Origin of the sequence: Modestobacter italicus, assembly GCF_000306785.1 — a bacterium.
Classification (GTDB): Bacteria; Actinomycetota; Actinomycetes; order Mycobacteriales; family Geodermatophilaceae; genus Modestobacter; species Modestobacter italicus.
This window is the reverse complement of the sequence record NC_017955.1, coordinates 3,628,901-3,650,365: the sequence shown is the minus strand read 5'-3', so window position 1 is coordinate 3,650,365 and position 21,465 is coordinate 3,628,901. Positions and strand designations below refer to the sequence as shown.

21 protein-coding genes are annotated in these 21,465 nt (G+C 74.0%); 15 read left to right on the top strand and 6 right to left on the bottom strand.

Features of this window, described 5'->3' with window-relative positions; translation table 11 throughout:
- Window positions 1–24 precede the first annotated feature (24 nt).
- Window positions 25–1,101, top strand: a complete 1,077-nt coding sequence (locus MODMU_RS17460; protein ID WP_014741647.1) for a TerC family protein — start codon at window positions 25–27, stop codon at window positions 1,099–1,101.
- A 104-nt stretch (window positions 1,102–1,205) separates the two neighbouring features.
- Window positions 1,206–1,961: an MIP/aquaporin family protein gene (locus tag MODMU_RS17455; protein ID WP_014741646.1), complete on the top strand. Its 756-nt coding sequence runs from the start codon at window positions 1,206–1,208 to the stop codon at window positions 1,959–1,961.
- 9 nt (window positions 1,962–1,970) lie between these two features.
- Here MODMU_RS17455 and MODMU_RS17450 read toward each other — a convergent pair whose 3' ends face one another.
- Window positions 1,971–3,215 (bottom strand): metal-dependent hydrolase family protein, encoded by a 1,245-nt coding sequence (locus tag MODMU_RS17450; protein ID WP_014741645.1) that lies wholly within the window; start codon window positions 3,213–3,215, stop codon window positions 1,971–1,973.
- A gap of 62 nt (window positions 3,216–3,277) precedes the next feature.
- On the opposite strand from MODMU_RS17450, the gene MODMU_RS17445 reads away from it, so the two are divergent.
- From MODMU_RS17445 to MODMU_RS17420, 6 genes are all read left to right on the top strand, one after another.
- Window positions 3,278–5,335 carry a S9 family peptidase gene (locus tag MODMU_RS17445; protein WP_014741644.1) on the top strand — a complete coding sequence of 686 codons (2,058 nt, stop codon included), beginning with the start codon at window positions 3,278–3,280 and terminating at the stop codon, window positions 5,333–5,335.
- Window positions 5,332–6,318, top strand: a complete 987-nt coding sequence (locus MODMU_RS17440; protein ID WP_014741643.1) for a DUF2891 domain-containing protein — start codon at window positions 5,332–5,334, stop codon at window positions 6,316–6,318. Before MODMU_RS17445 ends, MODMU_RS17440 begins: the two co-directional genes overlap by 4 nt.
- Window positions 6,319–6,336: 18 nt before the next feature.
- On the top strand, window positions 6,337–7,551 hold the full coding sequence (locus tag MODMU_RS17435) for an alpha-hydroxy acid oxidase (protein ID WP_014741642.1): 1,215 nt from the start codon (window positions 6,337–6,339) through the stop codon (window positions 7,549–7,551).
- Between the two features lie 31 nt (window positions 7,552–7,582).
- A complete protein-coding gene (locus MODMU_RS17430; RefSeq protein ID WP_014741641.1) occupies window positions 7,583–8,584 on the top strand; it encodes an acetamidase/formamidase family protein in 1,002 nt (333 codons plus the stop codon).
- Between the two features lie 12 nt (window positions 8,585–8,596).
- Window positions 8,597–9,355 (top strand): SDR family NAD(P)-dependent oxidoreductase, encoded by a 759-nt coding sequence (locus MODMU_RS17425; protein ID WP_014741640.1) that lies wholly within the window; start codon window positions 8,597–8,599, stop codon window positions 9,353–9,355.
- A 69-nt stretch (window positions 9,356–9,424) separates the two neighbouring features.
- Complete coding sequence (locus MODMU_RS17420; protein WP_014741639.1) at window positions 9,425–9,709, top strand: hypothetical protein; 285 nt, start codon at window positions 9,425–9,427, stop codon at window positions 9,707–9,709.
- Here MODMU_RS17420 and MODMU_RS17415 read toward each other — a convergent pair.
- The 5 genes from MODMU_RS17415 to MODMU_RS17390 form a co-directional block, all read right to left on the bottom strand.
- Entirely contained in the window at window positions 9,706–10,146 is a 441-nt protein-coding gene (locus MODMU_RS17415) for a hypothetical protein (protein ID WP_014741638.1), read from the bottom strand. The genes MODMU_RS17420 and MODMU_RS17415 overlap by 4 nt on opposite strands.
- A complete protein-coding gene (locus tag MODMU_RS17410; RefSeq protein WP_041797047.1) occupies window positions 10,143–10,385 on the bottom strand; it encodes a hypothetical protein in 243 nt (80 codons plus the stop codon). Before MODMU_RS17410 ends, MODMU_RS17415 begins: the two co-directional genes overlap by 4 nt.
- Before the next feature lie 125 nt (window positions 10,386–10,510).
- A complete protein-coding gene (locus MODMU_RS30095) occupies window positions 10,511–10,633 on the bottom strand; it encodes a hypothetical protein (protein WP_269454031.1) in 123 nt (40 codons plus the stop codon).
- Window positions 10,634–11,088: 455 nt separating this feature from the next.
- Window positions 11,089–11,532, bottom strand: a complete 444-nt coding sequence (locus MODMU_RS17395) for a PPOX class F420-dependent oxidoreductase (protein ID WP_014741635.1) — start codon at window positions 11,530–11,532, stop codon at window positions 11,089–11,091.
- 4 nt (window positions 11,533–11,536) lie between these two features.
- Window positions 11,537–12,202 carry an MBL fold metallo-hydrolase gene (locus tag MODMU_RS17390; RefSeq protein ID WP_041795386.1) on the bottom strand — a complete coding sequence of 222 codons (666 nt, stop codon included), beginning with the start codon at window positions 12,200–12,202 and terminating at the stop codon, window positions 11,537–11,539.
- A gap of 306 nt (window positions 12,203–12,508) precedes the next feature.
- On the opposite strand from MODMU_RS17390, the gene MODMU_RS17380 reads away from it, so the two are divergent.
- From MODMU_RS17380 to MODMU_RS17350, 7 genes are all read left to right on the top strand, one after another.
- The gene (locus MODMU_RS17380) at window positions 12,509–13,681 is read left to right on the top strand and encodes an amidase (RefSeq protein ID WP_014741634.1); all 1,173 of its coding nucleotides are present in this window, start codon (window positions 12,509–12,511) and stop codon (window positions 13,679–13,681) included.
- A 207-nt stretch (window positions 13,682–13,888) separates the two neighbouring features.
- A complete protein-coding gene (uvrA, locus tag MODMU_RS17375) occupies window positions 13,889–16,825 on the top strand; it encodes an excinuclease ABC subunit UvrA (protein WP_014741633.1) in 2,937 nt (978 codons plus the stop codon).
- Window positions 16,826–16,948: 123 nt separating this feature from the next.
- The gene (locus MODMU_RS17370) at window positions 16,949–17,932 is read left to right on the top strand and encodes a Bug family tripartite tricarboxylate transporter substrate binding protein (protein WP_014741632.1); all 984 of its coding nucleotides are present in this window, start codon (window positions 16,949–16,951) and stop codon (window positions 17,930–17,932) included.
- Window positions 17,929–18,480 carry a tripartite tricarboxylate transporter TctB family protein gene (locus MODMU_RS17365; RefSeq protein ID WP_014741631.1) on the top strand — a complete coding sequence of 184 codons (552 nt, stop codon included), beginning with the start codon at window positions 17,929–17,931 and terminating at the stop codon, window positions 18,478–18,480. The genes MODMU_RS17370 and MODMU_RS17365 overlap by 4 nt, the downstream gene beginning before the upstream one ends.
- Window positions 18,480–20,057, top strand: a complete 1,578-nt coding sequence (locus MODMU_RS17360; protein ID WP_014741630.1) for a tripartite tricarboxylate transporter permease — start codon at window positions 18,480–18,482, stop codon at window positions 20,055–20,057. Before MODMU_RS17365 ends, MODMU_RS17360 begins: the two co-directional genes overlap by 1 nt.
- A complete protein-coding gene (locus tag MODMU_RS17355) occupies window positions 20,054–20,467 on the top strand; it encodes a universal stress protein (RefSeq protein ID WP_014741629.1) in 414 nt (137 codons plus the stop codon). Before MODMU_RS17360 ends, MODMU_RS17355 begins: the two co-directional genes overlap by 4 nt.
- A gap of 13 nt (window positions 20,468–20,480) precedes the next feature.
- The gene (locus MODMU_RS17350) at window positions 20,481–21,398 is read left to right on the top strand and encodes an alpha/beta fold hydrolase (protein ID WP_014741628.1); all 918 of its coding nucleotides are present in this window, start codon (window positions 20,481–20,483) and stop codon (window positions 21,396–21,398) included.
- Window positions 21,399–21,465 lie beyond the last annotated feature (67 nt).

Sequence of the window (21,465 nt, the reverse complement as noted above, 5' to 3'; positions counted from 1 at the left end):
AGGTGACCCGTAGAGTCGGGTCCCGTGGAGCTCCCCGTCTGGTTCGAGGTCGCGACGTTCGTGGGGCTCACGGTCCTCCTGCTCGCCGATCTCGCCCTCGTCGTCCGTCGTCCGCACGAGCCGTCGGTGAAGGAGGCGACCGCCTGGGTCGTCTTCTACGTCGCCCTGGCGCTCGCCTTCGGGGTGGTCGTGCTGGCGGTGACCAACGGCCAGTTCGCGACCGAGTTCTACGCCGGCTGGCTGACCGAGTACTCGCTGTCGGTCGACAACCTCTTCGTGTTCGTGATCATCATGGCCCGCTTCCAGGTGCCCCGGAAGCTGCAGCAAGAGGTCCTGATGGTCGGGATCATCATCGCGCTGGTGCTGCGCGGGGTCTTCATCCTGCTGGGCGCCGCGGTGATCGAGCGCTTCACCTGGGTCTTCTACATCTTCGGCGCCTTCCTCGTGTACACCGCGATCAACCTGGTCCGGAACCGCGACGAGGACGAGGACTACGAGGAGAACGCGCTCATCCGGCGGATGCGCAAGGTCCTGCCGATCACCAAGGACTTCCACGAGAGCAAGATCCGGGTCACCGAGGGCGGCAAGAAGTACTGGACGCCGATGATCGTGGTGTTCCTCGCGCTCGGCACCACCGACCTGCTCTTCGCGCTGGACAGCATCCCGGCGATCTTCGGCCTCACCAAGGAGCCGTTCATCGTCTTCACCGCGAACATCTTCGCGCTGATGGGCCTGCGCCAGCTCTACTTCCTGCTCGGTGGGCTGCTCAAGCGGCTGGTCTACCTCTCGATCGGCCTCGCGGTGATCCTGGCCTTCATCGGCGTGAAGCTGATCATGGAGGCGCTGCACACCAACGAGCTGCCGTTCATCAACGGCGGCGAGCCGATCGAGGCGGTGCCGGAGATCCCGATCTGGCTCTCGCTCAGCGTCATCCTCGGCGTCCTGGTCGTCGCCACGGTCGCCAGCCTGCTCAAGACCCGCGGGCAGACGCCGGACGACGACGAGCGGCCGCAGGTGGCGGGCGGTGAGCAGCAGGTGCAGACCGACGACAGCGGGCGCACGGCCGCGGCCACCGAGGCCGACGAACCCCGCCGTACCTGACGCGGGCGTCCTCCGCTCGGCCAGCGGGCTCACCGCAGGTCGCTGAGACTGGTGGGGGCTGCTCAGCACCGGCGGCCGTTCGACGGGGAGAAGAGAACCACTCGATGTCCGGCCTCTACGGCAGCAGCACCACCCAGAACGTCCCGCGCGTCGCCGTCGCCGAGCTGATCGGCACCTACCTGCTCGTCCTCGCCGGCACCTCGGTCGCCGTCGCGGCACTGCTCGACCAGCCGATCGCGGGCGGGACAGCCGACTCGCTGGCCATCGCGCTCGCCTTCGGCCTGGCCCTGGTGGCGCTGGTCAACGCGCTCGGCCACGTGTCCGGCGCGCACCTCAACCCCGCGGTCACCGTGGCGCTGGCGGCCACCGGCGCCTTCCCGTGGCGGTACGTGCCGGCCTACCTGCTGGCCCAGCTCGGCGGCGCCGTGCTGGCCAGCCTCACCGTGTGGCTCACCTACGGGGACGCCGCGCGGGACCAGGCCTCGCTGGCCGCGACCCTGCCCGGTGGCGGGGTCAGCACGCTGACCGTGTTCGTCATCGAGGCGGTGGTGACCTTCTTCCTGGTGCTGGTCATCGTCTCGGTGGCGACCGACAGCCGGGTGGCGAAGGGCGCTGCCGGTCTGGCCGTCGGGTTCACCCTGGCCGTCTGCGTGCTGGTGGCCGGTCCGCTGTCCGGCGGCGCGGTGAACCCGGCCCGCGCCCTCGGCCCGATGATCGTCGCCGGGGAGTTCGACGGCGCGTGGGCCTACGTCCTGGGTCCGGTGCTCGGTGCGGTGCTGGCCGCCGTCCTGTACGCGCGGTTCCTCAGCCGGGGCCAGGACCCGGCCCAGGCCGAGGACCCCGCCACCTCGGCCGCCTGACCGGTCGGCTCAGCGCGGCGGGACGGTGCCCGCCTCGACCGTCGCGCCGCCGGTGGCCACCAGCTCGCCGTCCCGCCACACCTCGCGGACCCGGCCGGACAGGCCGGTGAGGTCGGTGGCGTCGCCCTCGAGGACGACGACGTCGGCCCGCTTGCCGGGCTCGAGGCTGCCCAGCTGATCGGCCACCCCGAGCAGCTCCGCCGCCGACAGGGTGGTGGCGTGCCAGGCCTGCTCCGGGCGCATCCCGCAGTCGGCCATCAGGCCCAGCTCGACGAGGTTGTCCCCGTGCGGCCCGACACCGCTGTCGGTGCCCATGGCGACCTTCACGCCCGCCGCGATCGCCCGGCCGACCGACTCGTCGTGGGCCGCCTGCACGTTGCGCGCCTTGTCGATCACCGACTGCGGCAGCGAGGCGCCGGCGGCCACCGCGGCCAGCACCGCGCGGGGTGCGGCCAGGGTCGGCACGAGCCAGGTGCCGCGCTGCAGCATCAGCTCGATCGCCTCGTCGTCGAGGAAGATGCCGTGCTCGATCGACCGGATCCCGGCGCGCACCGCGGCCTTGATCCCGCCGGCACCCTGGGCGTGGGACATGACGTGCACGCCGGCCGCCTCGGCCTCCTCGACCAGGACGTCGAGCTCGGCGGCGCGGAAGTGCGGGTGCCGCGGGTCGTCCCGGGCGGAGAGGACGCCGCCGCTGGTGGCCACCTTGATCACGTCGGCGCCGGCCCGGAGCAGCTGGCGGACGGTGCGCCGCATCTCGTCGGGGCCGTCGACGACGGTCGCCGGCCGACCGGGGTGCGGGGCGAAGATCGGCAGGTCGGCGCCGCAGACGTGCCAGCCGTCGCCGTGGCCGCCGGTCTGGGACAGCATGCTGATCGCGATCTGCATCCGCGGGCCGGCGATCAACCCGCTGCGCACCGCCTCGGCGACGCCCAGGTCGGCACCGCCGGCGTCGCGGACCGAGGTGATGCCCTGCGCCAGGGTGCGCCGCAGGTTGTGCAGCGCCTCGTAGTAGCCGTAGCCGAACGGCGTCTGCAGCTGCCGCAGGGTGTCGACGCCGCTCATCATCACGTGCACGTGGCAGTCGAAGAGGCCGGGCAGCACGGTCGCACCGGTGCAGTCGACGACCTCGTCGCCGTCCAGCCCGGGGCCGACGTCGACGATCCGGCCGTCCTCGACCAGCACGTCGGCCGGTGCGGCCGGGGCGCCCGTGCCGTCGAGGACCCTGCCGCCGGAGAACACGCGTCGCGTCATGTGCGGCACCCTAGGGCCTCACCGTTAGCGGTGCTCATCATCTCTGGGCTAGCGTGCCGGTCATGCGGCCGACCGACCTCTCCCTGCTGCGCGTCCCGGGTGTGCCGACGGTGTCCCCCGACGGCGCGACCGCCGTCGTCGCCGTCACCCGGCTGGACCTGGACGCCGACGAGTACCGCAGCCAGCTGTGGACCGTGCCCACGGACGGGTCGGAGCCGGCCCGCCCGCTGACCCACGGGCACCGCGACACCGAGCCGGTGTACTCGCCGGACGGACGCTGGCTGGCCTACCTCTCGGCCGAGCCGAAGGGCAAGCCGCAGCTGCACGTGCTGGCGACGGCCGGGGGAGTGGCGCGTGCGCTCACCGACCACCACCTGGGCGCCGGGACGCCGGTCTGGTCGCCGGACTCCCGCCGGCTGGCCTACACCGCGCGGGTCCCCGAGGCCGGGCGCTACGGCACCGACGAGGACGTGCCGCCCGCGGCCGAGGCGCCGCGGCTGATCACCACGCTGACGTACCGCGCCGACGGGGTCGGCTTCACCAACGACCGGCGCAGCCACGTCTTCGTGGTGGACCTGCCGGCCGAGACCGAGGACGACGGCGTCGCGCCGCCGACACCGTTCCAGGTCACCGGCGGGGACGTCGACGACACCGACGTCACCTGGAGCCCGAGCGGCGCCGAGCTGGCCTTCGTCTCCGCCCGGCACGAGGGCGCGGACACCGACCGGGTCAGCGACGTCTACACCGTGCGCCCGGACGGCACCGGGCTGCGGAAGGTGACCGCGTCCCGGTCGGCGGTCGCCCACCCGGCCTACGACCCCGACGACCCCGACGGCAGCACCATCTACCTCACCGCGCAGCCCGACCTCGGCCCGCTGGGTCGGGACTTCGTCGGCCGGAACACCACGCTGTGCCGGGTGCCCGCCGCCGGCGGGGAGGTCGAGCCGCTGCTGGACCCCGAGGAGCACGACCGCGGCGACGAGACCCCGGCGACGGTGGTCGCGGGCGGGGCGGCGTTCTTCGGCGTCCAGCGCCGCGGCGCGGTCGAGCTGCTGCGGGTCCCGTTGTCCGGCGGTGCGCCCGAGGCGCTGGTCGACGGGCACTACACCGTGCGCGGGATCGCGGTGGGCGGCGGCGTCGTCGTCGCCACCGTGGCGCACGACCGGTCCGCCGGCGAGCTGATCGCCGTCACCCCGGGCCGGCGCCGGCTGATCACCGGGTTCGGCGCCCCGCTGCAGGCCACCGGCCGGCTGCACCGGATGCGCGAGACGACGGCGACCGCACCCGACGGCTACCCGGTGCACGGCTGGGTCACCACCCCGCCGGGCCCGGGGCCGCACCCGGTGCTGCTCACCGTGCACGGCGGCCCGTTCGCCCAGTACGGCTGGACGCTGTTCGACGAGACCCAGGCCTACGTCGAGGCCGGGTACGCGGTGCTGCAGTGCAACCCGCGCGGCTCCTCCGGCTACGGCGAGGCGCACGGGCGGGTCATCAAGGAGCACATGGGCGAGCTCGACGCGGACGACGTCGTCGCGTTCCTGGACGCCGCGCTCGAGGACCCGACCCTGGACTCCTCCCGGGTCGGCATCATGGGCGGCTCCTACGGCGGGTTCATGACGACGCTGCTGGTCGGCCGCACCGACCGGTTCGTCGCCGCGATCAGCGAGCGGGCCTTCAACGACCCGGTGAGCTTCGTCGGCTCCTCCGACATCGGGTTCTTCTTCCCCGACGAGTACGTGGGCACCGACCCGGAGCGGGTCGCCGCCCAGTCGCCGATGGCCTCGGCGCACCGGATCACCACGCCGACGATGGTGATCCACTCGGAGGAGGACTGGCGCTGCCCGCTGGAGCAGGGCACCCGGCTGTTCGTCGAGCTCAAGCGCCGCGGCGTCCCGACCGAGCTGCTGCTGTTCCCGGGGGAGGGCCACGAGCTGTCCCGCTCCGGCCGGCCGAAGCACCGGCAGGCCCGGCTGGAGCACGTGCTGCGCTGGTGGGGGCGGTGGTTGCCGACCCCGCAGAACAGCTCCGCGGTCGCCGCGCTGCCGGCCGGTCAGGCGTCGTCCAACGGGCGCGCCCCGCACGCCGAGCCGCTGACCGTGCAGGCCACCCGGCTGCCGTGACCCCGGAACTGCTCGCCGCCGCGCCGGAGCTCGCCGCCACCGCGCTGCGGACGGTGCGCGAGGAGTTCCCCAACGGGTTGTACGTGCACTACACCGGGCCGGGGGACGCCCCGGTGCGGCCGCGGGACCGGCACCCGGCGTTCTACGGCAGCTACGACTGGCACTCCGCGGTGGAGATGCACTGGGTGCTGCTCCGGCTGCTGCGAGTGGCCCCCGCCGCGGTGCCCGCCGCGGCGGTCCGGGCGGTGCTGGACGAGCACTGGACCCCCGAGGCGATCGCGGCGGAGGTGGCCTTCGCCGTCGCGCAGCCGGGCTGGGAGCGGCCCTACGGCTGGGCGTGGGCGCTGACCCTGGTCGAGGAGGCGGCCTCCTGGGCCGCGGCGCCGGACGCCCCGGACGACGTCCGCCGGTGGGCCGCCGTGCTCCAGCCGCTGGCCGACCACTTCCTCGGCGCGTTCGCCCGCTGGCTGCCCGCGGCCACCTACCCGGTGCGCTCCGGGCTGCACCCCAACAGCGCCTTCGGCCTGCTGATGGCCCTACCGGCTGCCCGCCGGGCGGGCAGCGCCGACGTGCTCACCGACGCCGCGCTGCGCTGGTTCGGCGGGGACGTCGACGCGCCGGTGCGCTGGGAGCCGTCGGGCTCGGACTTCCTCTCCCCGTCGCTGGTCGAGGCGGTGCTGATGACGGCGGTGCTGCCCGACCCCGGACCCTGGCTGACCCGGTTCCTGCCGGACCCGCGGTTCACCCCGGCGGTGGTCGCCGACGTCAGCGACGGGCAGACCGCCCACCTGCACGGGCTGAACCTGTCGCGGGCCTGGTGCCTGCGCCGGCTGGCCCGGGCGCTGCCGGCCTCCGCCGACCGGCTGCTGGCCGCCGCCGGCGAGCACGCCGCGGCGGCGCTGCCCCATGTCAGCGGCAGCGACTACATGGTCGAGCACTGGCTGGCCGCCTACGCGCTGCTCTACCTGGACGAGCAGTACTGACTGGGGCAGGGTCGGGGCGTGGTCGAGCGCCGGGTCCCTCGCTGGTCGGAGTTCTCCGAGCTGGTCCGGCCCCGCCGGGTGCCGGGCGACGCCACCGACCGCCGGCTGGCGCGGGCGGCGACGATCGGTGACCTGCGCGAGCTGGCCCGCCGGACGGTGCCGCGCGCCGTCTTCGACTACACCGACGGCGGCGCCGGCGCGGAGATCTCGCTGCGGCGCTCGCGCGAGGCCTTCGAGCGGGTCGAGTTCTGCCCGCGGGTGCTGCGCGACGTGAGCGTGGTGGACCCCTCGACGACGCTGCTCGGCGCCCCGTCGGCCCTGCCGCTGGCCCTCGCGCCGACCGGCTTCACCCGGCTGATGCACAGCGAGGGCGAGTCCGCCGTGGGCCGGGTGGCCGAGCGGGTCGGCGTCCCCTACGCGCTGTCGACGATGGGGACGACGTCGGTCGAGGCGCTGGCCGCCGCCGCGCCGGGGGCCCGGAAGTGGTTCCAGCTGTACCTGTGGCGCGACCGGGACGCCAGCGCCGCCCTGGTCGAGCGGGCCCGGGCGGCCGGGTACGAGGCACTCGTGCTCACCGTCGACACCCCGGTCGCCGGACCGCGGCTGCGCGACGTGCGCAACGGCTTCTCGATCCCGCCGGCGCTGACCGTGCGGACCGTGGCGAACGCCGCCGTCCACCCGCGCTGGTGGGTGGACCTGCTCACCACCCCGCCGCTGGAGTTCGCCTCGCTGCGCTCCTGGGGCGGCACGATCGCCGACCTGGTCGACCGCGTCTTCGAGCCGGCGGCGACGATCGCGGACGTCGAGCGGCTGCGCGCGTCCTGGCCGGGCCCGCTGGTCGTCAAGGGCGTGCAGGGGGTGGACGACGCGCGGGCGGTCGTCGACGCCGGAGCCGACGCCGTGGTCGTCAGCAACCACGGCGGCCGGCAGCTGGACCGCTCGCCGACGCCGCTGGAGCAGCTTCCCGCCGTCGCGCGGGCCGTCGGGGACCGGGCGGAGGTGTACGTGGACGGCGGCGTCCTCGACGGCGCCGACGTGGTCGCCGCGGTCGCCCTCGGGGCGCGGGCCTGCCTGGTCGGCCGGGCCTACCTGTACGGCCTGATGGCCGGCGGGGAGCGCGGGGTGCAGCGCGCGGCGGACATCCTGACCAGGGAGGTGACCCGCACGATGCAGCTGCTGGGGGTCGCCGGCGTCGCCGAGCTGACCCCGGAGCGGGCCCGGTTGCGCCCCTGACCTGCGCTTGCCCGTCGTCCTAAGGTGCGTCATGGACGTCGTCGAGGTCACCCCGTCCCCTGAGCAGTACGCCTACACCTTCGGCGGCGTCGCGCCGCTGATGCGGGTGCGGCCCGGGACGGCGATGCGGCTGTGGTCCGACGACGCGTTCGGCGGCGCGCTGCGCTCGGTGGCGGACCTCTCCAGCGAGAAGGTCGACCTGCGCTTCGTGAACCCGCAGACCGGCCCGTTCTACGTCGAGGGCGCCGAACCCGGCGACATCCTGGCGGTGCACCTCGTGGCGCTCGAGCCGGCCCGGGACTGGGGTGCGTCGGCCGCCATCCCGTTCTTCGGCGGGCTCACCAGCACCGACCGGGTGGCCACCCTGCAGGACCCGCTGCCGGACACGACCTGGATCTACGAGCTGGACCGCGTCCGCAACACGGTCACCTTCGTGGCCGGCTCCAGCGACTTCTCGGTGGACCTGCCGGTCGAGCCGATGCTCGGCACGGTGGGCGTCGCGCCGCCGGGGGGAGAGGCGCGCAGCTCGCTGGTGCCCGAGCGCTTCGGCGGCAACATGGACACCCCGCAGATGCGGGCGGGCACCACCTGCTTCCTGCCGGTCTTCGTCGAGGGGGCGCTGTTCTCCCTCGGGGACGGGCACTACCGCCAGGGCGAGGGGGAGGCCTGCGGCACCGCCGTCGAGGGCGCCATGACGACGACGCTGATCGTGGACCTGGTCAAGGGCGGCGCACCCGCCTGGCCCCGGCTCGAGGACGACACCCACTGGATGACCGTCGGCTCCAGCCGCCCGCTCGAGGACGCCTGGCGGATCGGCCAGGTCGAGCTCGTCCGCTGGTTCGGGGAGCTGTACGGCCTGGCCCCGATGGACGCCTACCAGCTGCTGTCGCAGATCACCGAGGTCCCGATCGCCAACGTCGTCGACGCGAACTACAGCGCCGTCGTCAAGGCGCGCAAGTCCCTGCTGCCCCGGGCCTCGGCCTACGGCGGCCTGCACGACGACCTGCGCGCCCGCGCAGCGACCCTCCGCTAGATCGGACCCACCATGGACCTGCAGCTGACCGGCTCCCGCGTGCTCGTCACCGGTGGGACCCGCGGCATCGGCCGCGCGATCGTCGAGGCGTTCGCCGACGAGGGCGCCGCCGTCGAGTTCTGCGCCCGCGACGCCGGCGAGATCGAGGCGACCGAGGAGGCGCTGGCCGGCCGGGGCGGCGGGGTGCGCGGCGGGCAGCTCGACGTCCGCGACGGCGCGGCGCTGACCGCCTGGGTGGCGGCGGCGGCCGGTCGGCTCGGCGGCGTCGACGCCGTGGTGGCGAACATCAGCGCGCTCGCCATCCCGGACACCGAGGAGAACTGGTACACCTCGTTCGAGGTCGACCTCATGCACACCGTGCGGCTGGTGACGGCCGCCCTGCCGCACCTGGAGGCCAGCGGGAACGGGTCGGTCGTGGCGATCTCCAGCGTCTCCGGGCGGGAGGCCGACTTCGCCTCCGGCCCGTACGGGACGATGAAGACGGCCATCGTCGGGTACGTCTCCGGGCTGGCGCTCCAGCTGGCCGGCCGGGTGCGGGCCAACGTCGTCTCCCCGGGCAACACCTACTTCGCCGGTGGTGTCTGGCAGCAGATCGAGCAGGGCGACGCCGACCTGTTCAGCACGGCGCTCGGCCTCAACCCGACCGGGCAGATGGGCACGCCGGAGGAGACGGCCCGGGCGGTCGTCTTCCTGAGCAGCCCGGTCGCGAGCCGCATCTCGGGCACGAACCTGGTGGTCGACGGTGCGCTGACCCGCGGCATCCAGCTCTGACCCGATCACCGGCGGGAAGGCGGGAGCGCCGCCGTTCCCGCAGCCCGGCGGTGGGCCTAGCGTGCACGGATGGCGCTCATCTACCCCGTCCAGGCCGACTCTCCCGAGCCCGACGAGGAGAGCGAGCCCGACTTCGCCGAGCTCGCCGCCGACCTGTCCGACACCTGGCTGGTCGAGATCGCGGTCAGCGAGGACGGCGACGACGCGTGCTTCGGCCCGCTCACCGCACGCGCCGCCTGGGACCTGGCCGTCGACCTCGACGACCGCCGTCCCGACTGGTCGGTGTCGGTCGTGCCGCTGCACGTGGCCGGGACGGCGGACGAGCTGGTCGAGCTGTTCGAGGACGAGTCCTAGCGACCGGCCCGGCGGCGGAGCACGGCGAGGCCGACGAGCAGCAGCGCGCCGGCCGCCGTCGCCTCGACGGCGCGCGCCCGGACGCTGGCCCGCACGATGCCGAGCGCGTCGGGCCGGGCCAGCCGGGTGCCCAGCAGCAGACCGCCGAGGGCGGAGTCGACGCCCGCGCCGACGGTGACGACGTCCTGGGCCGGGGAGCGCAGCCGGGCGGTGAGCCCGGCGCCGGCCAGGGCGTCGGCCAGGTCGCCGACGTCGGCCCGGCCCGGCGCGACGCCGGCCCGCGCGGTGGCCGCCGCCCGGAGGGCGAGCACGAAGCCGCGGACGTCGTCGGCGACCACGTCCAGCTCACCGCCCTGGGCGGTGACCCGCACGGGCGCGCCGTCGACCTCCAGGGACAGGTCGGCGGTCACGTCGAGGCGGGTCACCTCCGCGGTCATCCGTTGCTGGCGTTCTCGGCGGTGGTGATCCGCAGCGTGCCGTTCAGCTTCCAGGTCGCGCGGGGGGCGTCCGAGCCGGTCTCCCGCGGCACCTCGACCACCATGTCGACGAACTGGTAGTTGATCGCCGCGCCCTTGCCGGTGAGGTAGGACCACATCTCCTTGCCGAGGTCGGCGAAGCTGGTGGTCTCGTGGGCCTTGATGTCCCGGCCGCCGGTGGCGGCGTCGTTGCTCGTCATGGACACGGGTGTCTCCTGGGGTCGGTCGGGCCGCGGCCGTCGGGCCGCGACGGACGCCGGACGGCATCGATCGACATCTACCCGGTCGTGCGCGATCGAACCGGCGACCGCAGACCCGCGACCGGCTACCAGCCGCGCTCGCGCCACTCCGCCAGGTGCGGCCGCTCGGCGCCGAGCGTCGTGTCCTTCCCGTGCCCGGGGTACACCCAGGTGTCGTCCGGGAGCTCGCCGAACAGCCGGGCCTCCACGTCGTCGATCAGGCTGGCGAACCGGGCGGCGTCCTGCTGGGTGTTTCCGACCCCGCCGGGGAACGGGCGCGGTGCTCACCAGGCAACAGGCCCCCACGCGCTCTCGGTCGGGCACGGCTGGGTTGCCCTGCTGCACCCGCTGCCCCCGGGGGAGCACTTCATCCGCATCGAGGGCACGGGCACCGTCGTCGGGGACATCGACGTCACGACCACCATCGTCGTGGAGCTGTGCCGATCGTCCCTGGCCGCCTGCACGGGGTCACCAGCCGCGCTTGCTCCACTCCCGAGGTGGGGGGCGCTGGGCGCCCAGCGTCGTGTCCCTGCCGGGCCGGGATGGACCCGGGTGTCGTCGGGCAGCGTGCCGAACAGCCGCTGCTCGACGTCGCTGATCAGGCTGGTGGAGTCGTTCGGCGACCGGGTCTTGCCCAGGCCGCCGGGAAAGAGGGTCGACGCAGTCAACTGAGATCGTCCGCGCCGCTCCCGGAGCCGTCGTGAACCGCCCGTCGCGTCTCGTACCAGGTTGCGCCGACCGGCTCGCCGGCCATGTTCCAGCTCCAGGAGACATGCGGGGTGATGCGCAGATACAGACCTGGACCCACCATCCCGACCCGCTCCACGGGACCGTCGGCCACGCCGTAGACCCTGATCCCGCGCGCGACGAACGGGTCGAAGGACGGCAGGTCATCCACCACCAGCGCGACCTTGCGACGTCCGGCTCGCACGTTGCTGACCTTGCGGGTCCTCAGGACGCTCTCACCAGAGCCGCCGACCCAGAAGTACGCACCGTCGAACTCGCAGGCGACCGGTACGACGTCGGGCTGATCGTCCTCCCCCAACGTCGCCAGCCGAGCGATCCCATGGGAGCGCAGGAACTCCATCTCGTCGGCCCCGAAGGTCACGTGATCACCAACCGCGAGCGCGCCACTCACCGAGGTGAGGGCGCTCGGTCCCGAGCGTGCTGTCCTTGCCATGGCCGGGATAGATCCACGTCGAGTCGTCGAACCGTTCGAAGATCCGCTCCTCCAGGTCGTCCATCAGCGATGTGAAGTCGGTCGGGCTCGTTGTCCTCCCAGGGCCCCCCGGGAAGAGGCTGTCCCCGGTCCAGACGTGGGTGCCGGCGCCCTCGGGCCCCCGCCAGACCAGCGTGATGCTGCCGGGCGTGTGCCCGCGCAGGTGCACCACCTCCAGCACCTGGTCCCCGACGGCGACCGTGTCGCCGTGCTCGACCGGGTGGGTCACCGGGACGGGCAGGTCGGCCGCGTCGGCGGGGTGCGCGACGGTCTCCGCCCCGGTCGCCTCGACCACCTGGGGGAGCGCGCGGTGGTGGTCCCAGTGCCCGTGCGTGGTCACCACGGTGCGCACGTCGGCACCGGCGACCAGCTCCAGCAGCGCCGCCGGTTCGGCCGCGGCGTCGACCAGCAGCGACTCCCCGGTGGCGGGGGAGGTGAGCAGGTAGGCGTTGTTCGCCATCTCGCTGACGGCCAGCTTGGTGATGGTCAGCCCGGGGAGCTCCCGGACGTCGGCCGGCCCGCCGACCTGCACGTCCCCGGTGTACGGCTGCCCGCTCATCGCGCTCCGATCTGAGACTGTCGGTGACCCCGGTTAGGTTCGACCGCATGGACGCTAGTGCAGGCCGGGCGCCGGACCCCGAGGTCGCCGACCGGTCCCTCGTCGGGCTGCCGGCCACCGAGATCGCCGCCCGGGTCCGGTCGGGTGAGCTGTCCGCCGTCGAGGTGGTCCGCGCCCACCTCGCCCACCTCGCCGACGTCGAGCCGCGGATCGGCGCCTTCCGGGTGGTGCGCACCGCCGCCGCGCTCGCCGAGGCGGCCGCCGTCGACGCCTCCCCGCAGGCGGGGGGAGCTGCCGCTCGCCGGCGTGCCGGTCGCGGTCAAGGACAACGTCGCGGTCACCGGCGAGGTCGCCACCGACGGCTCCCGGGCCCACACGCCCGACCCGGCCACCGCCGACCACCCCGTCGTCGCCCGGCTCCGGGCCGCCGGCGCGGTCGTCGTCGGCATCACCCGGGTCCCCGAGCTGTGCCTCTACGGCGCCACCGACGGTCCCGGCACGGTCACCCGCAACCCCTGGGACACGGCGCGCTCCGCCGGGGGGTCCTCCGGCGGCAGCGCGGCCGCGGTCGCCGCCGGAGTGGTGCCGCTCGCCCACGGCAACGACGGGATGGGCTCGCTGCGGCTGCCCGCGGCGGCCTGCGGGCTGGTCACGCTGAAACCGGGTCGCGGTGTGGTGCCCGGCCCGGTGGGCGCCGACGCGTGGTCCGGGATGGCGGAGAACGGCGTCCTGGCGACCACCGCCGCCGACCTCGCGGTCGGCCTGGCCGTCGTCGCCGGCCGGCCGACAGCCGAGCCGGAGGCACCCGCCGCCCCGCTGCGGATCGCCGTCTCGACCCGGTCGCCGGTGCCCGGGGTCCGGCTGGACGCCGCCGGCCGGGCCGCCGTCGACGCGGTGGTCGCCGAGCTGCGGGCGGCCGGGCACACGGTGCTGCGCAAGGACCCGGTGGTCACCCCGGCCGCCGCGTTCGGCACCGTCGCCCGGTGGCTGGCCGGGGCCGATTCCGATGCCGAGGCGCTGGGCCTGGACCCGGCGGCGATGGAGCCGCGCAGCCGCACCCACGCCCGGCTCGGCCGCTGGGTGCGCCGCGCCGGGCTGGTGCGGCCGGGCACCGCGGCGGCGTTCCGGGCGCGGATGGCCGACTTCTTCACCGACGTCGACGTGCTGCTCACGCCGGTCGTCACCGGGCCGCCGCTGCCCGCCCGGCCCTGGCACGAGCGCGGCTTCGCGGCCAACATCGCGGCCAACGCGCGCTGGGCGCCGTGGGCATCGGCCTGGAACCTGGCCGGGCTGCCGGCCCTCGTGCTGCCGGCCGGCCCGGGCCGGGAGGGCCTGCCCAGCTCGGTCCAGCTCGTCGGCGCGGCCGGGTCCGAGACGCGGCTACTCTGGCTGGCCGGGGAGGTGGAGCGCCGGCTGCCCTGGCGCCGGCACGCACCCGTCTTCGTGCCCGACCAGCCGGCCGGGAGCCGCACCGGCTGACCCTGCCCACCCGGGCAGCGCCGCCCGCCGGGGAGACCCGCGCGACACGCCACCCCGGGAAGCCTCCCTCCCGGCACACCGTTCGACTGGTCGATGAACACGCGGCCACCGCTCCGCCCCTCAGCACCCCGCCCCGCACCACTGGCCCTCGCCCCGCCGCGAACGGGCCAGCACCAGCACCAGCACACTGCGACCGACAGGGATCACATGGACCGGCTCGTCGTCCGCGGCGCCCGAGAGCACAACCTCAAGGACGTCCACATCGACCTGCCCCGTGACGCGATGATCGTGTTCACGGGGCTCTCCGGCTCGGGCAAGTCCAGCCTGGCCTTCGACACGATCTTCGCCGAGGGTCAGCGCCGCTACGTCGAGTCGCTGTCGGCCTACGCCCGCCAGTTCCTGGGGCAGATGGACAAGCCGGACGTCGACTTCATCGAGGGCCTGTCCCCGGCGGTGTCGATCGACCAGAAGTCGACCAACCGGAACCCGCGGTCGACCGTCGGCACGATCACCGAGGTCTACGACTACCTCCGGCTGCTCTACGCCCGCGCCGGCCAGCCGCACTGCCCCAACTGCGGCAAGCCGATCTCCCGGCAGACCCCGCAGCAGATCGTCGACCAGGTGCTGGGGATGGAGGAGGGCACCCGCTTCCAGGTGCTGGCCCCCGTCGTCCGGGCCCGCAAGGGCGAGTACGTCGACCTGTTCAGCTCGCTGCAGACCCAGGGCTTCTCCCGGGTCCGGGTCGACGGCACCGTGCACCCGCTGACCGAGCCGCCGAAGCTCAAGAAGCAGGAGAAGCACACGATCGAGGTGATCGTCGACCGGCTCACCGTCAAGGAGAGCGCCAAGCGCCGGCTCACCGACTCGGTCGAGACCGCGCTCGGCCTGGCCGGCGGCCTCGTCGTGCTCGACTTCGTCGACCTCGCCGAGGACGACCCGCAGCGCGAGCGCACCTTCTCCGAGCACCTCGCCTGCATCGACGACGGGCTGTCCTTCGAGGCGCTCGAGCCCCGCTCGTTCTCCTTCAACTCCCCGTTCGGCGCCTGCCCGGAGTGCACCGGCATCGGCACCCGCAAGGAGGTCGACCCCGACCTCGTCGTGCCGGACCCGCAGAAGAGCCTCGGCGAGGGCGCGATCGCGCCGTGGGCCGGGTCGATGAGCAACGAGTACTTCCAGCGGCTGCTCGGCGGCCTCGCCGACATGATCGGCTTCTCCATGAACACCCCGTGGGAGCAGCTCCCGGCCAAGGTCCAGAAGGCCGTGCTGCACGGGTCGCCGGACCAGGTGCACGTCCGCTACAAGAACCGCTACGGCCGCGAGCGCAGCTACTACGCCGCCTTCGAGGGCGTGCTGCCCTTCCTCGAGCGCCGCCACGAGGACACCGACAGCGAGTTCATGAAGGACAAGTACGAGGGCTACATGCGGGACGTGCCCTGCCCGGTCTGCCACGGCACCCGGCTCAAGCCGGAGATCCTCGCCGTCAAGCTCAACGGCCGCTCCATCGCCGAGGTCACCGGCCTGTCGATCGGCGACGCGTCGGAGTGGCTGGGCGCCCTGGAGCTCGGTGGCCGCGAGAAGGCGATCGCCGACCGCGTGCTGCGCGAGATCCAGGCCCGGCTGTCCTTCCTCGTCGACGTCGGCCTGGACTACCTCTCCCTCGACCGGCCGGCCGCCACCCTGGCCGGCGGCGAGGCGCAGCGGATCCGGCTGGCCACCCAGATCGGGTCCGGCCTGGTCGGCGTCCTCTACGTGCTCGACGAGCCCTCGATCGGGCTGCACCAGCGCGACAACGTCCGGCTGATCGAGACGCTCGTGCGGCTGCGCGACATGGGCAACACGCTCATCGTCGTCGAGCACGACGAGGACACCATCAAGCAGGCGGACTGGATCGTCGACATCGGCCCCGGCGCCGGCGAGCACGGCGGCGAGGTCGTCGTCAGCGGCACCTACGACGACCTGCTGGCCAGCGAGCGGTCGATCACCGGCCAGTACCTCTCCGGCCGCCGGGAGATCACCATCCCGGCGATCCGTCGCGAGCCCGTCCCGGGCCGGGAGCTGGTGGTCAAGGGCGCCCGGGAGAACACCCTCCGCGGGATCGACGTGGCCTTCCCGCTCGGGGTGCTGGTCGCGGTCACCGGTGTGTCGGGCTCGGGCAAGTCCAGCCTGGTCAACGACATCCTCTACACGACGCTGGCCAATGAGCTGAACCGCGCCCGCATGGTGCCCGGCCGGCACCGCACCATCACCGGCCTGGACCAGCTGGACAAGGTCGTCGGTGTCGACCAGTCGCCGATCGGCCGCACCCCGCGGTCCAACCCGGCGACCTACACCGGCGTCTGGGACCACGTCCGCAAGCTGTTCGCCAGCACGACCGAGGCCAAGGTCCGCGGCTACCAGCCGGGCCGGTTCTCCTTCAACGTCAAGGGCGGCCGGTGCGAGGCCTGCTCCGGCGACGGCACGCTGAAGATCGAGATGAACTTCCTGCCCGACGTCTACGTCCCCTGCGAGGTGTGCAAGGGCGCCCGGTTCAACCGGGAGACCCTCGAGGTGCACTACAAGGGCAAGACGGTCGCCGAGGTCCTGGACATGCCGATCGAGGAGGCCGCGGACTTCTTCGAGGCGATCCCGGCCATCTCCCGGTACCTGCGCACGCTCACCGAGGTCGGGCTCGGCTACGTCCGGCTCGGTCAGCCCGCGACCACGCTGTCCGGTGGTGAGGCCCAGCGCGTCAAGCTCGCCAGCGAGCTGCAGAAGCGGTCCAACGGCCGGACCATCTACGTGCTCGACGAGCCCACCACCGGGCTGCACTTCGAGGACATCAACAAGCTGCTCAAGGTCGTCCAGGGCCTGGTCGACAAGGGCAACTCGGTCATCGTCATCGAGCACAACCTCGACGTGATCAAGAGCGCCGACTGGCTGATCGACATGGGTCCCGAGGGTGGCTTCCGCGGCGGCATGGTCGTCGCCGAGGGGTCGCCGGAGTTCGTGGCGTCGGTGCCGGAGAGCCACACCGGCCGGTTCCTCGCCCAGATCCTGGACCCGGACGCCGTGGCGGCCGCCGCCGCGCCGGCGGCGGCGGCGAAGAAGCGGCCGCGCAAGAAGGCCCAGCTGGTCGCCTCCGCGGCGGGCGAGAAGGCCAGCTGACGGCCGGCCGGCCTCCGGCGGCAGGTCGCGCTCCGGTGTCGATCCCCGTCCGGCGGTATCGGTGGAGCGCCCGCTGTGTTCGACTGACCGGGTGCCCAGCGCAGCTCCGGTAGGAGCCCCCCGGTGTCGTTGAGTCGCAGGTCCTTCCTCGCCGGCGCCGTCGCCGCCCCGGCCCTCGCGGCGCTGGCCGGGTGCGCCGGCACCGTGGTGCAGCCCGGTGACCTGTCCCGGCTGCGGATGATGGTCCCGGCCAGCCCCGGCGGCGGCTGGGACACCACGGCCCGCACCCTGCAGCGGGTGATCCAGCAGGCGGGCGTGGCCCGGAACGTGCAGGTGTTCAACGTCGAGGGCGCCGGCGGCACGATCGGCCTGGGCCAGCTGGCCCGCGAGGACGACGACGCCCTGCTGATGATGATGGGCCTGGTCATGGTGGGCGCGGTCGACACCAACGACTCCTCGACCCGGCTCTCCGACGTCACCCCGATCGCCCAGCTGATCGGCGAGACCGAGCTGATCGTCGTCCCCGCCGAGTCGCCGTACGACGACCTGGCCGCCTTCGTCGAGGCCTGGGCCGCCGACCCCCGCGGCACCCCGATCGCCGGCGGCTCGGCCGGCGGCACCGACCAGATCCTGGCCGGCCTGCTCGCCCAGGCGGCCGGCATCGACCCCGTCCAGGTCAACTACATCCCGTACTCCGGCGGCGGTGAGTCGCTGGCCGCGCTGCTGGGCAACCAGGTCGCCGCCGGCATCTCCGGCACCGCCGACTACGGCGAGCAGGTCACCTCCGGAACGCTCAAGGGCCTCGCCGTCTCCACGGCCGAGCGGTCCGGCCAGGTCCCCGATGTCCCGACGATCGTCGAGTCCGGCTTCGACGTCGAGGTGACCAACTGGCGCGGCCTGATGGCCCGCCCCGGGATGAGCGACGACGCCCGGGACGACCTGATCGCGCTGGTCCAGGACGCGCACGACAGCGACGAGTGGGCCGAGGCGCTGGAGAACAACGGCTGGCTGGACACCTTCCAGACCGGGGACGAGTACGGCGACTTCCTCGCCGAGGAGGAGACCCGCGTGCGGCAGATCCTGACCGAGATCGGGCTCATCCCGTGAGCACGGCAGCCGAGCACCCGCCCGGTCCCGTGACCGGCCACCCGGCCGCGCGGCCCGAGCGCAACACCGGCGAGATGGTCCTGGCGCTGCTGCTCGCGGCGCTCGGCGTCTACCTGCTCGTCGACGCCGGGGCCATCGCGGTGCCGGGCTCGTCGAACACCGTGGGCCCGCGCTTCTTCCCCTACGCGGTGGGCGGGCTGACCGTGGCCACCGGCGCCGCGCTGGCCATCCGGACGCTGCGCGGCGACCGCGGCCCCTCCGACGACAGCGAGGACGTCGACCTCGACGCCCCGACCGACTGGCGCGCCGTCGCCGTCATCGCCGTGGCGTTCCTGGCACATGCGCTGCTGATCAACGTGATCGGCTGGCCGCTGGCGGCGGCGCTGATGTTCGCCGCCGTCGCCTGGGCGCTCGGCGCGGTCGGCGGCGTCCGGCCGTTCCTCATCGGGCTGACCGCGAGCTGCATCGTCTGGATCGTCTTCGTCAAGGCGCTGGGCGTGGCCCTGCCCGGCGGCGTCGTCCTCGAGTACCTGACGAGCTGGTTCTGATGGGCGCGCTCGGGGACCTGGCCAACGGCTTCGCCGACGCACTGACCCCGATCAACCTGCTCTGGGCGCTGGTCGGGGTGCTGCTCGGCACCGCCGTCGGCGTGCTGCCCGGGATCGGCCCGGCGATGACCGTCGCGCTGCTCCTGCCGGTCACCTACGTCCTGGAGCCGACCAGCGCGTTCATCATGTTCGCCGGCATCTACTACGGCGGCATGTACGGCGGGTCGACGACGTCGATCCTGCTCAACACCCCCGGCGAGTCCAGCTCGATCATGACCGCGCTCGAGGGCAACAAGATGGCCAAGGCCGGCCGCGGCTCCGCCGCGCTGGCCACCGCCGCGATCGGCTCGTTCGTCGCCGGCACCATCGCCACCCTGCTGCTCGCCCTGGTGGCGCCCACCGTGGTCGACCTGGCCATCGGGATCACCGCCGCGGACTACTTCGCGCTGGCCGTGCTCGCCTTCGTCGCCGTGGCCACCGTGCTCGGCTCCTCGCCGCTGCGCGGGCTGGCCTCGCTGTGCCTCGGCCTCTACCTGGGCCTGGTCGGCACCGACGTGCTGACCGGGCAGGAGCGGTTCACCCTCGGCGTCCCGCAGCTGTCCGACGGGGTCGACGTCGTCGTCGTGGCGGTGGCGCTGTTCGCCGTCGGGGAGTGCCTGTACGTCGCCTCCCGGCTGCGCCGCGGGTCGGTGCAGGTGCTCGACGCCAGCGCCGGCTGGCTGACCCGGCAGGACCTGCGGCGCTCCTGGAAGCCCTGGCTGCGCGGCACCGCGCTGGGCTTCCCGCTCGGCGCGCTGCCCGCCGGTGGGGCGGAGATCCCGACGTTCCTGTCCTACGCGGCGGAGCGGAAGCTCACCAAGCACCCGGAGGAGTTCGGCAAGGGCGCGATCGAGGGGGTCGCCGGCCCGGAGGCCGCCAACAACGCCTCCGCCGCCGGCGTGCTGGTCCCGCTGCTGACGCTGGGGCTGCCCACCTCGGCGACGGCGGCGATCCTGCTGGCCGCCTTCCAGGGCTACGGCATCCAGCCCGGGCCGACGCTGCTCACCACCGAGGGCCCGCTGGTGTGGACGCTGATCGCCTCGCTGCTGATCGGCAACGCCATGCTGCTGGTGATCAACCTGCCGCTGGTCGGGGTGTGGGTGAAGCTGCTGCGCATCCCGCGGCCCTACCTGTACGCGGGCATCCTGATGTTCGCCTCGCTCGGCTCGTTCGCGGTCAACGCCGACCCGCTGGACCTGGTGATCCTGCTGGTGATCGGCCTGCTCGGGTTCCTGATGCGCCGGTACGGCTGGCCGGTGGCCCCGGCGGTCATCGGGCTCATCCTCGGGCCGATCGCGGAGACCAACCTGCGCCGCGCGCTGGCGATCAGCGACGGCGACCTGAGCGTGCTGGTCGACACCTGGTTCAGCCGGATCGTGCTCGCCCTGGCGGTCATCGCGCTCCTCGGCCCGATCGTGCTCCGCCTGGTCAAGGGCCCGCGGTCGACGCCGGAGCAGCTGCAGGCCGACGGTCACCTCGAGCACCGTGACCGCGACGAGGCCGTGCCCACGGGTGCCGATCGGGAGGACAGGTCGTGACAGCGGTCGTGGTGGTCGGGTACGTGCCCAACCCGCGGGGGGAGGCGGCCCTCGAGCACGCCCTGGCCGAGTGCCGGCGCCGGGACGCCCGCCTGGTGGTGCTGAACAGCTCCCGCGGCGACGCGCTGGTCGACGAGGACGTGGTGCGGGGCGCGGAGCTGGAGCGGCTGGAGCAGCGGCTCGGCGAGTCCGGCGTGCCCTTCGAGGTGCGCCAGCCGGTGCGCGGCCGGGACGTCGCCGAGGAGCTGGCCGCGGCGGCCGACGACACGTCGGCGGAGCTGGTGGTCATCGGGCTGCGCCGGCGCTCGGCGGTCGGCAAGCTGCTCATGGGCAGCGCGGCCCAGCGGATCCTGCTGGACGTCGACTGCCCGGTGCTGGCGGTAAAGGGCCCGCCGGGCGGCGGGTCCTGAGAGAGGCGACGCAGTGACGGCGACGGCAGGCGAGCGGCACGTCCTCGAGAGCGTCGGCGGGGTGCACGTGACCTACCGGCGCTGGCTCCCTCCCGGCGACCCGCGGGCGACGGTCCAGGTCGTGCACGGCGCCAGCGAGCACTCCGGCCGGTACGAGCGGCTGGCCGGCGCGCTCACCGCCCAGGGGCTGGCCGTGTATGCGATGGACCTGCGCGGCCACGGCCGGACGGCGGAGGGGACCGGCACCGGCCGGTTCGGCGCACCCGGCGTCGAGGGCGTGCTGGCCGACGTCCGCGCGGTGCACCTGGTCGCCGCCGAGCAGCACCCCGGCCTGCCGCGGCTGCTGCTCGGGCACTCGATGGGCTCGATCATCGCACTGGCCGCCGCCGAGGCCGACGGCGGCGACCTCGCCGGTCTCGTGCTCTCCGGCCCGCTGGGCGTCGACCCGGCGCTGACCGACACCGTCACCCAGCTGGAGGCCGCGGTGGCCGGCGGGCTCGGCGAGCAGCCGTTGGACCTCGGCACCTTCAACGCGCCCTTCGAGCCGGCGCGGACCCGCTACGACTGGCTGCCCCGCGACGACGCCGAGGTCGACGCCTACGTCGCCGACCCGCTGGCCGGCGACGAGGTGCCGCTGACCCACGACTACGCCGCCGGCGTCTTCGGGATGAACGTCCGCGCGAACACCCCGGAGGGCGTCGCCGAGCTGCCCGACGGGCTCCCGGTGCTGCTGCTGTCCGGGCAGCGGGACCCCGTCGGCGGGGTCGACGCCGCGCACGTCACCGCCCTGGCCGGACTGCTCCGCGACCGCGGGCTGCCGGTCGAGCAGCACGTCTACCCCGACGCCCGGCACGAGGTGTTCAACGAGACGAACCGGGACGAGGTCGTCGGCGACCTGCTCGGCTGGATCGACGCCCGGCTCGCCCGCTGACCCCCGCGCGACGCGTCACCGCAGGTCAGGGACACCTCGCCCGGAGTGTCGGCGGGCGGACCTAATC

Bases quoted from the DNA above. Each gene is read 5' to 3' on its own strand.
- MODMU_RS17390 (WP_041795386.1), bottom strand. From the start codon at position 12,202: ATGAGCGGGCAGCCGTACACCGGGGACGTGCAGGTCGGCGGGCCGGCC.
- MODMU_RS17450 (WP_014741645.1), bottom strand. From the start codon at position 3,215: ATGACGCGACGCGTGTTCTCCGGCGGCAGGGTCCTCGACGGCACGGGC.
- MODMU_RS17425 (WP_014741640.1), top strand. From the start codon at position 8,597: ATGGACCTGCAGCTGACCGGCTCCCGCGTGCTCGTCACCGGTGGGACC.
- uvrA (WP_014741633.1), top strand. From the start codon at position 13,889: ATGGACCGGCTCGTCGTCCGCGGCGCCCGAGAGCACAACCTCAAGGAC.
- MODMU_RS17455 (WP_014741646.1), top strand. From the start codon at position 1,206: ATGTCCGGCCTCTACGGCAGCAGCACCACCCAGAACGTCCCGCGCGTC.
- MODMU_RS17430 (WP_014741641.1), top strand. From the start codon at position 7,583: ATGGACGTCGTCGAGGTCACCCCGTCCCCTGAGCAGTACGCCTACACC.
- MODMU_RS17410 (WP_041797047.1), bottom strand. From the start codon at position 10,385: ATGACGAGCAACGACGCCGCCACCGGCGGCCGGGACATCAAGGCCCAC.
- MODMU_RS17420 (WP_014741639.1), top strand. From the start codon at position 9,425: ATGGCGCTCATCTACCCCGTCCAGGCCGACTCTCCCGAGCCCGACGAG.
- MODMU_RS17415 (WP_014741638.1), bottom strand. From the start codon at position 10,146: ATGACCGCGGAGGTGACCCGCCTCGACGTGACCGCCGACCTGTCCCTG.
- MODMU_RS17445 (WP_014741644.1), top strand. From the start codon at position 3,278: ATGCGGCCGACCGACCTCTCCCTGCTGCGCGTCCCGGGTGTGCCGACG.
- MODMU_RS17360 (WP_014741630.1), top strand. From the start codon at position 18,480: ATGGGCGCGCTCGGGGACCTGGCCAACGGCTTCGCCGACGCACTGACC.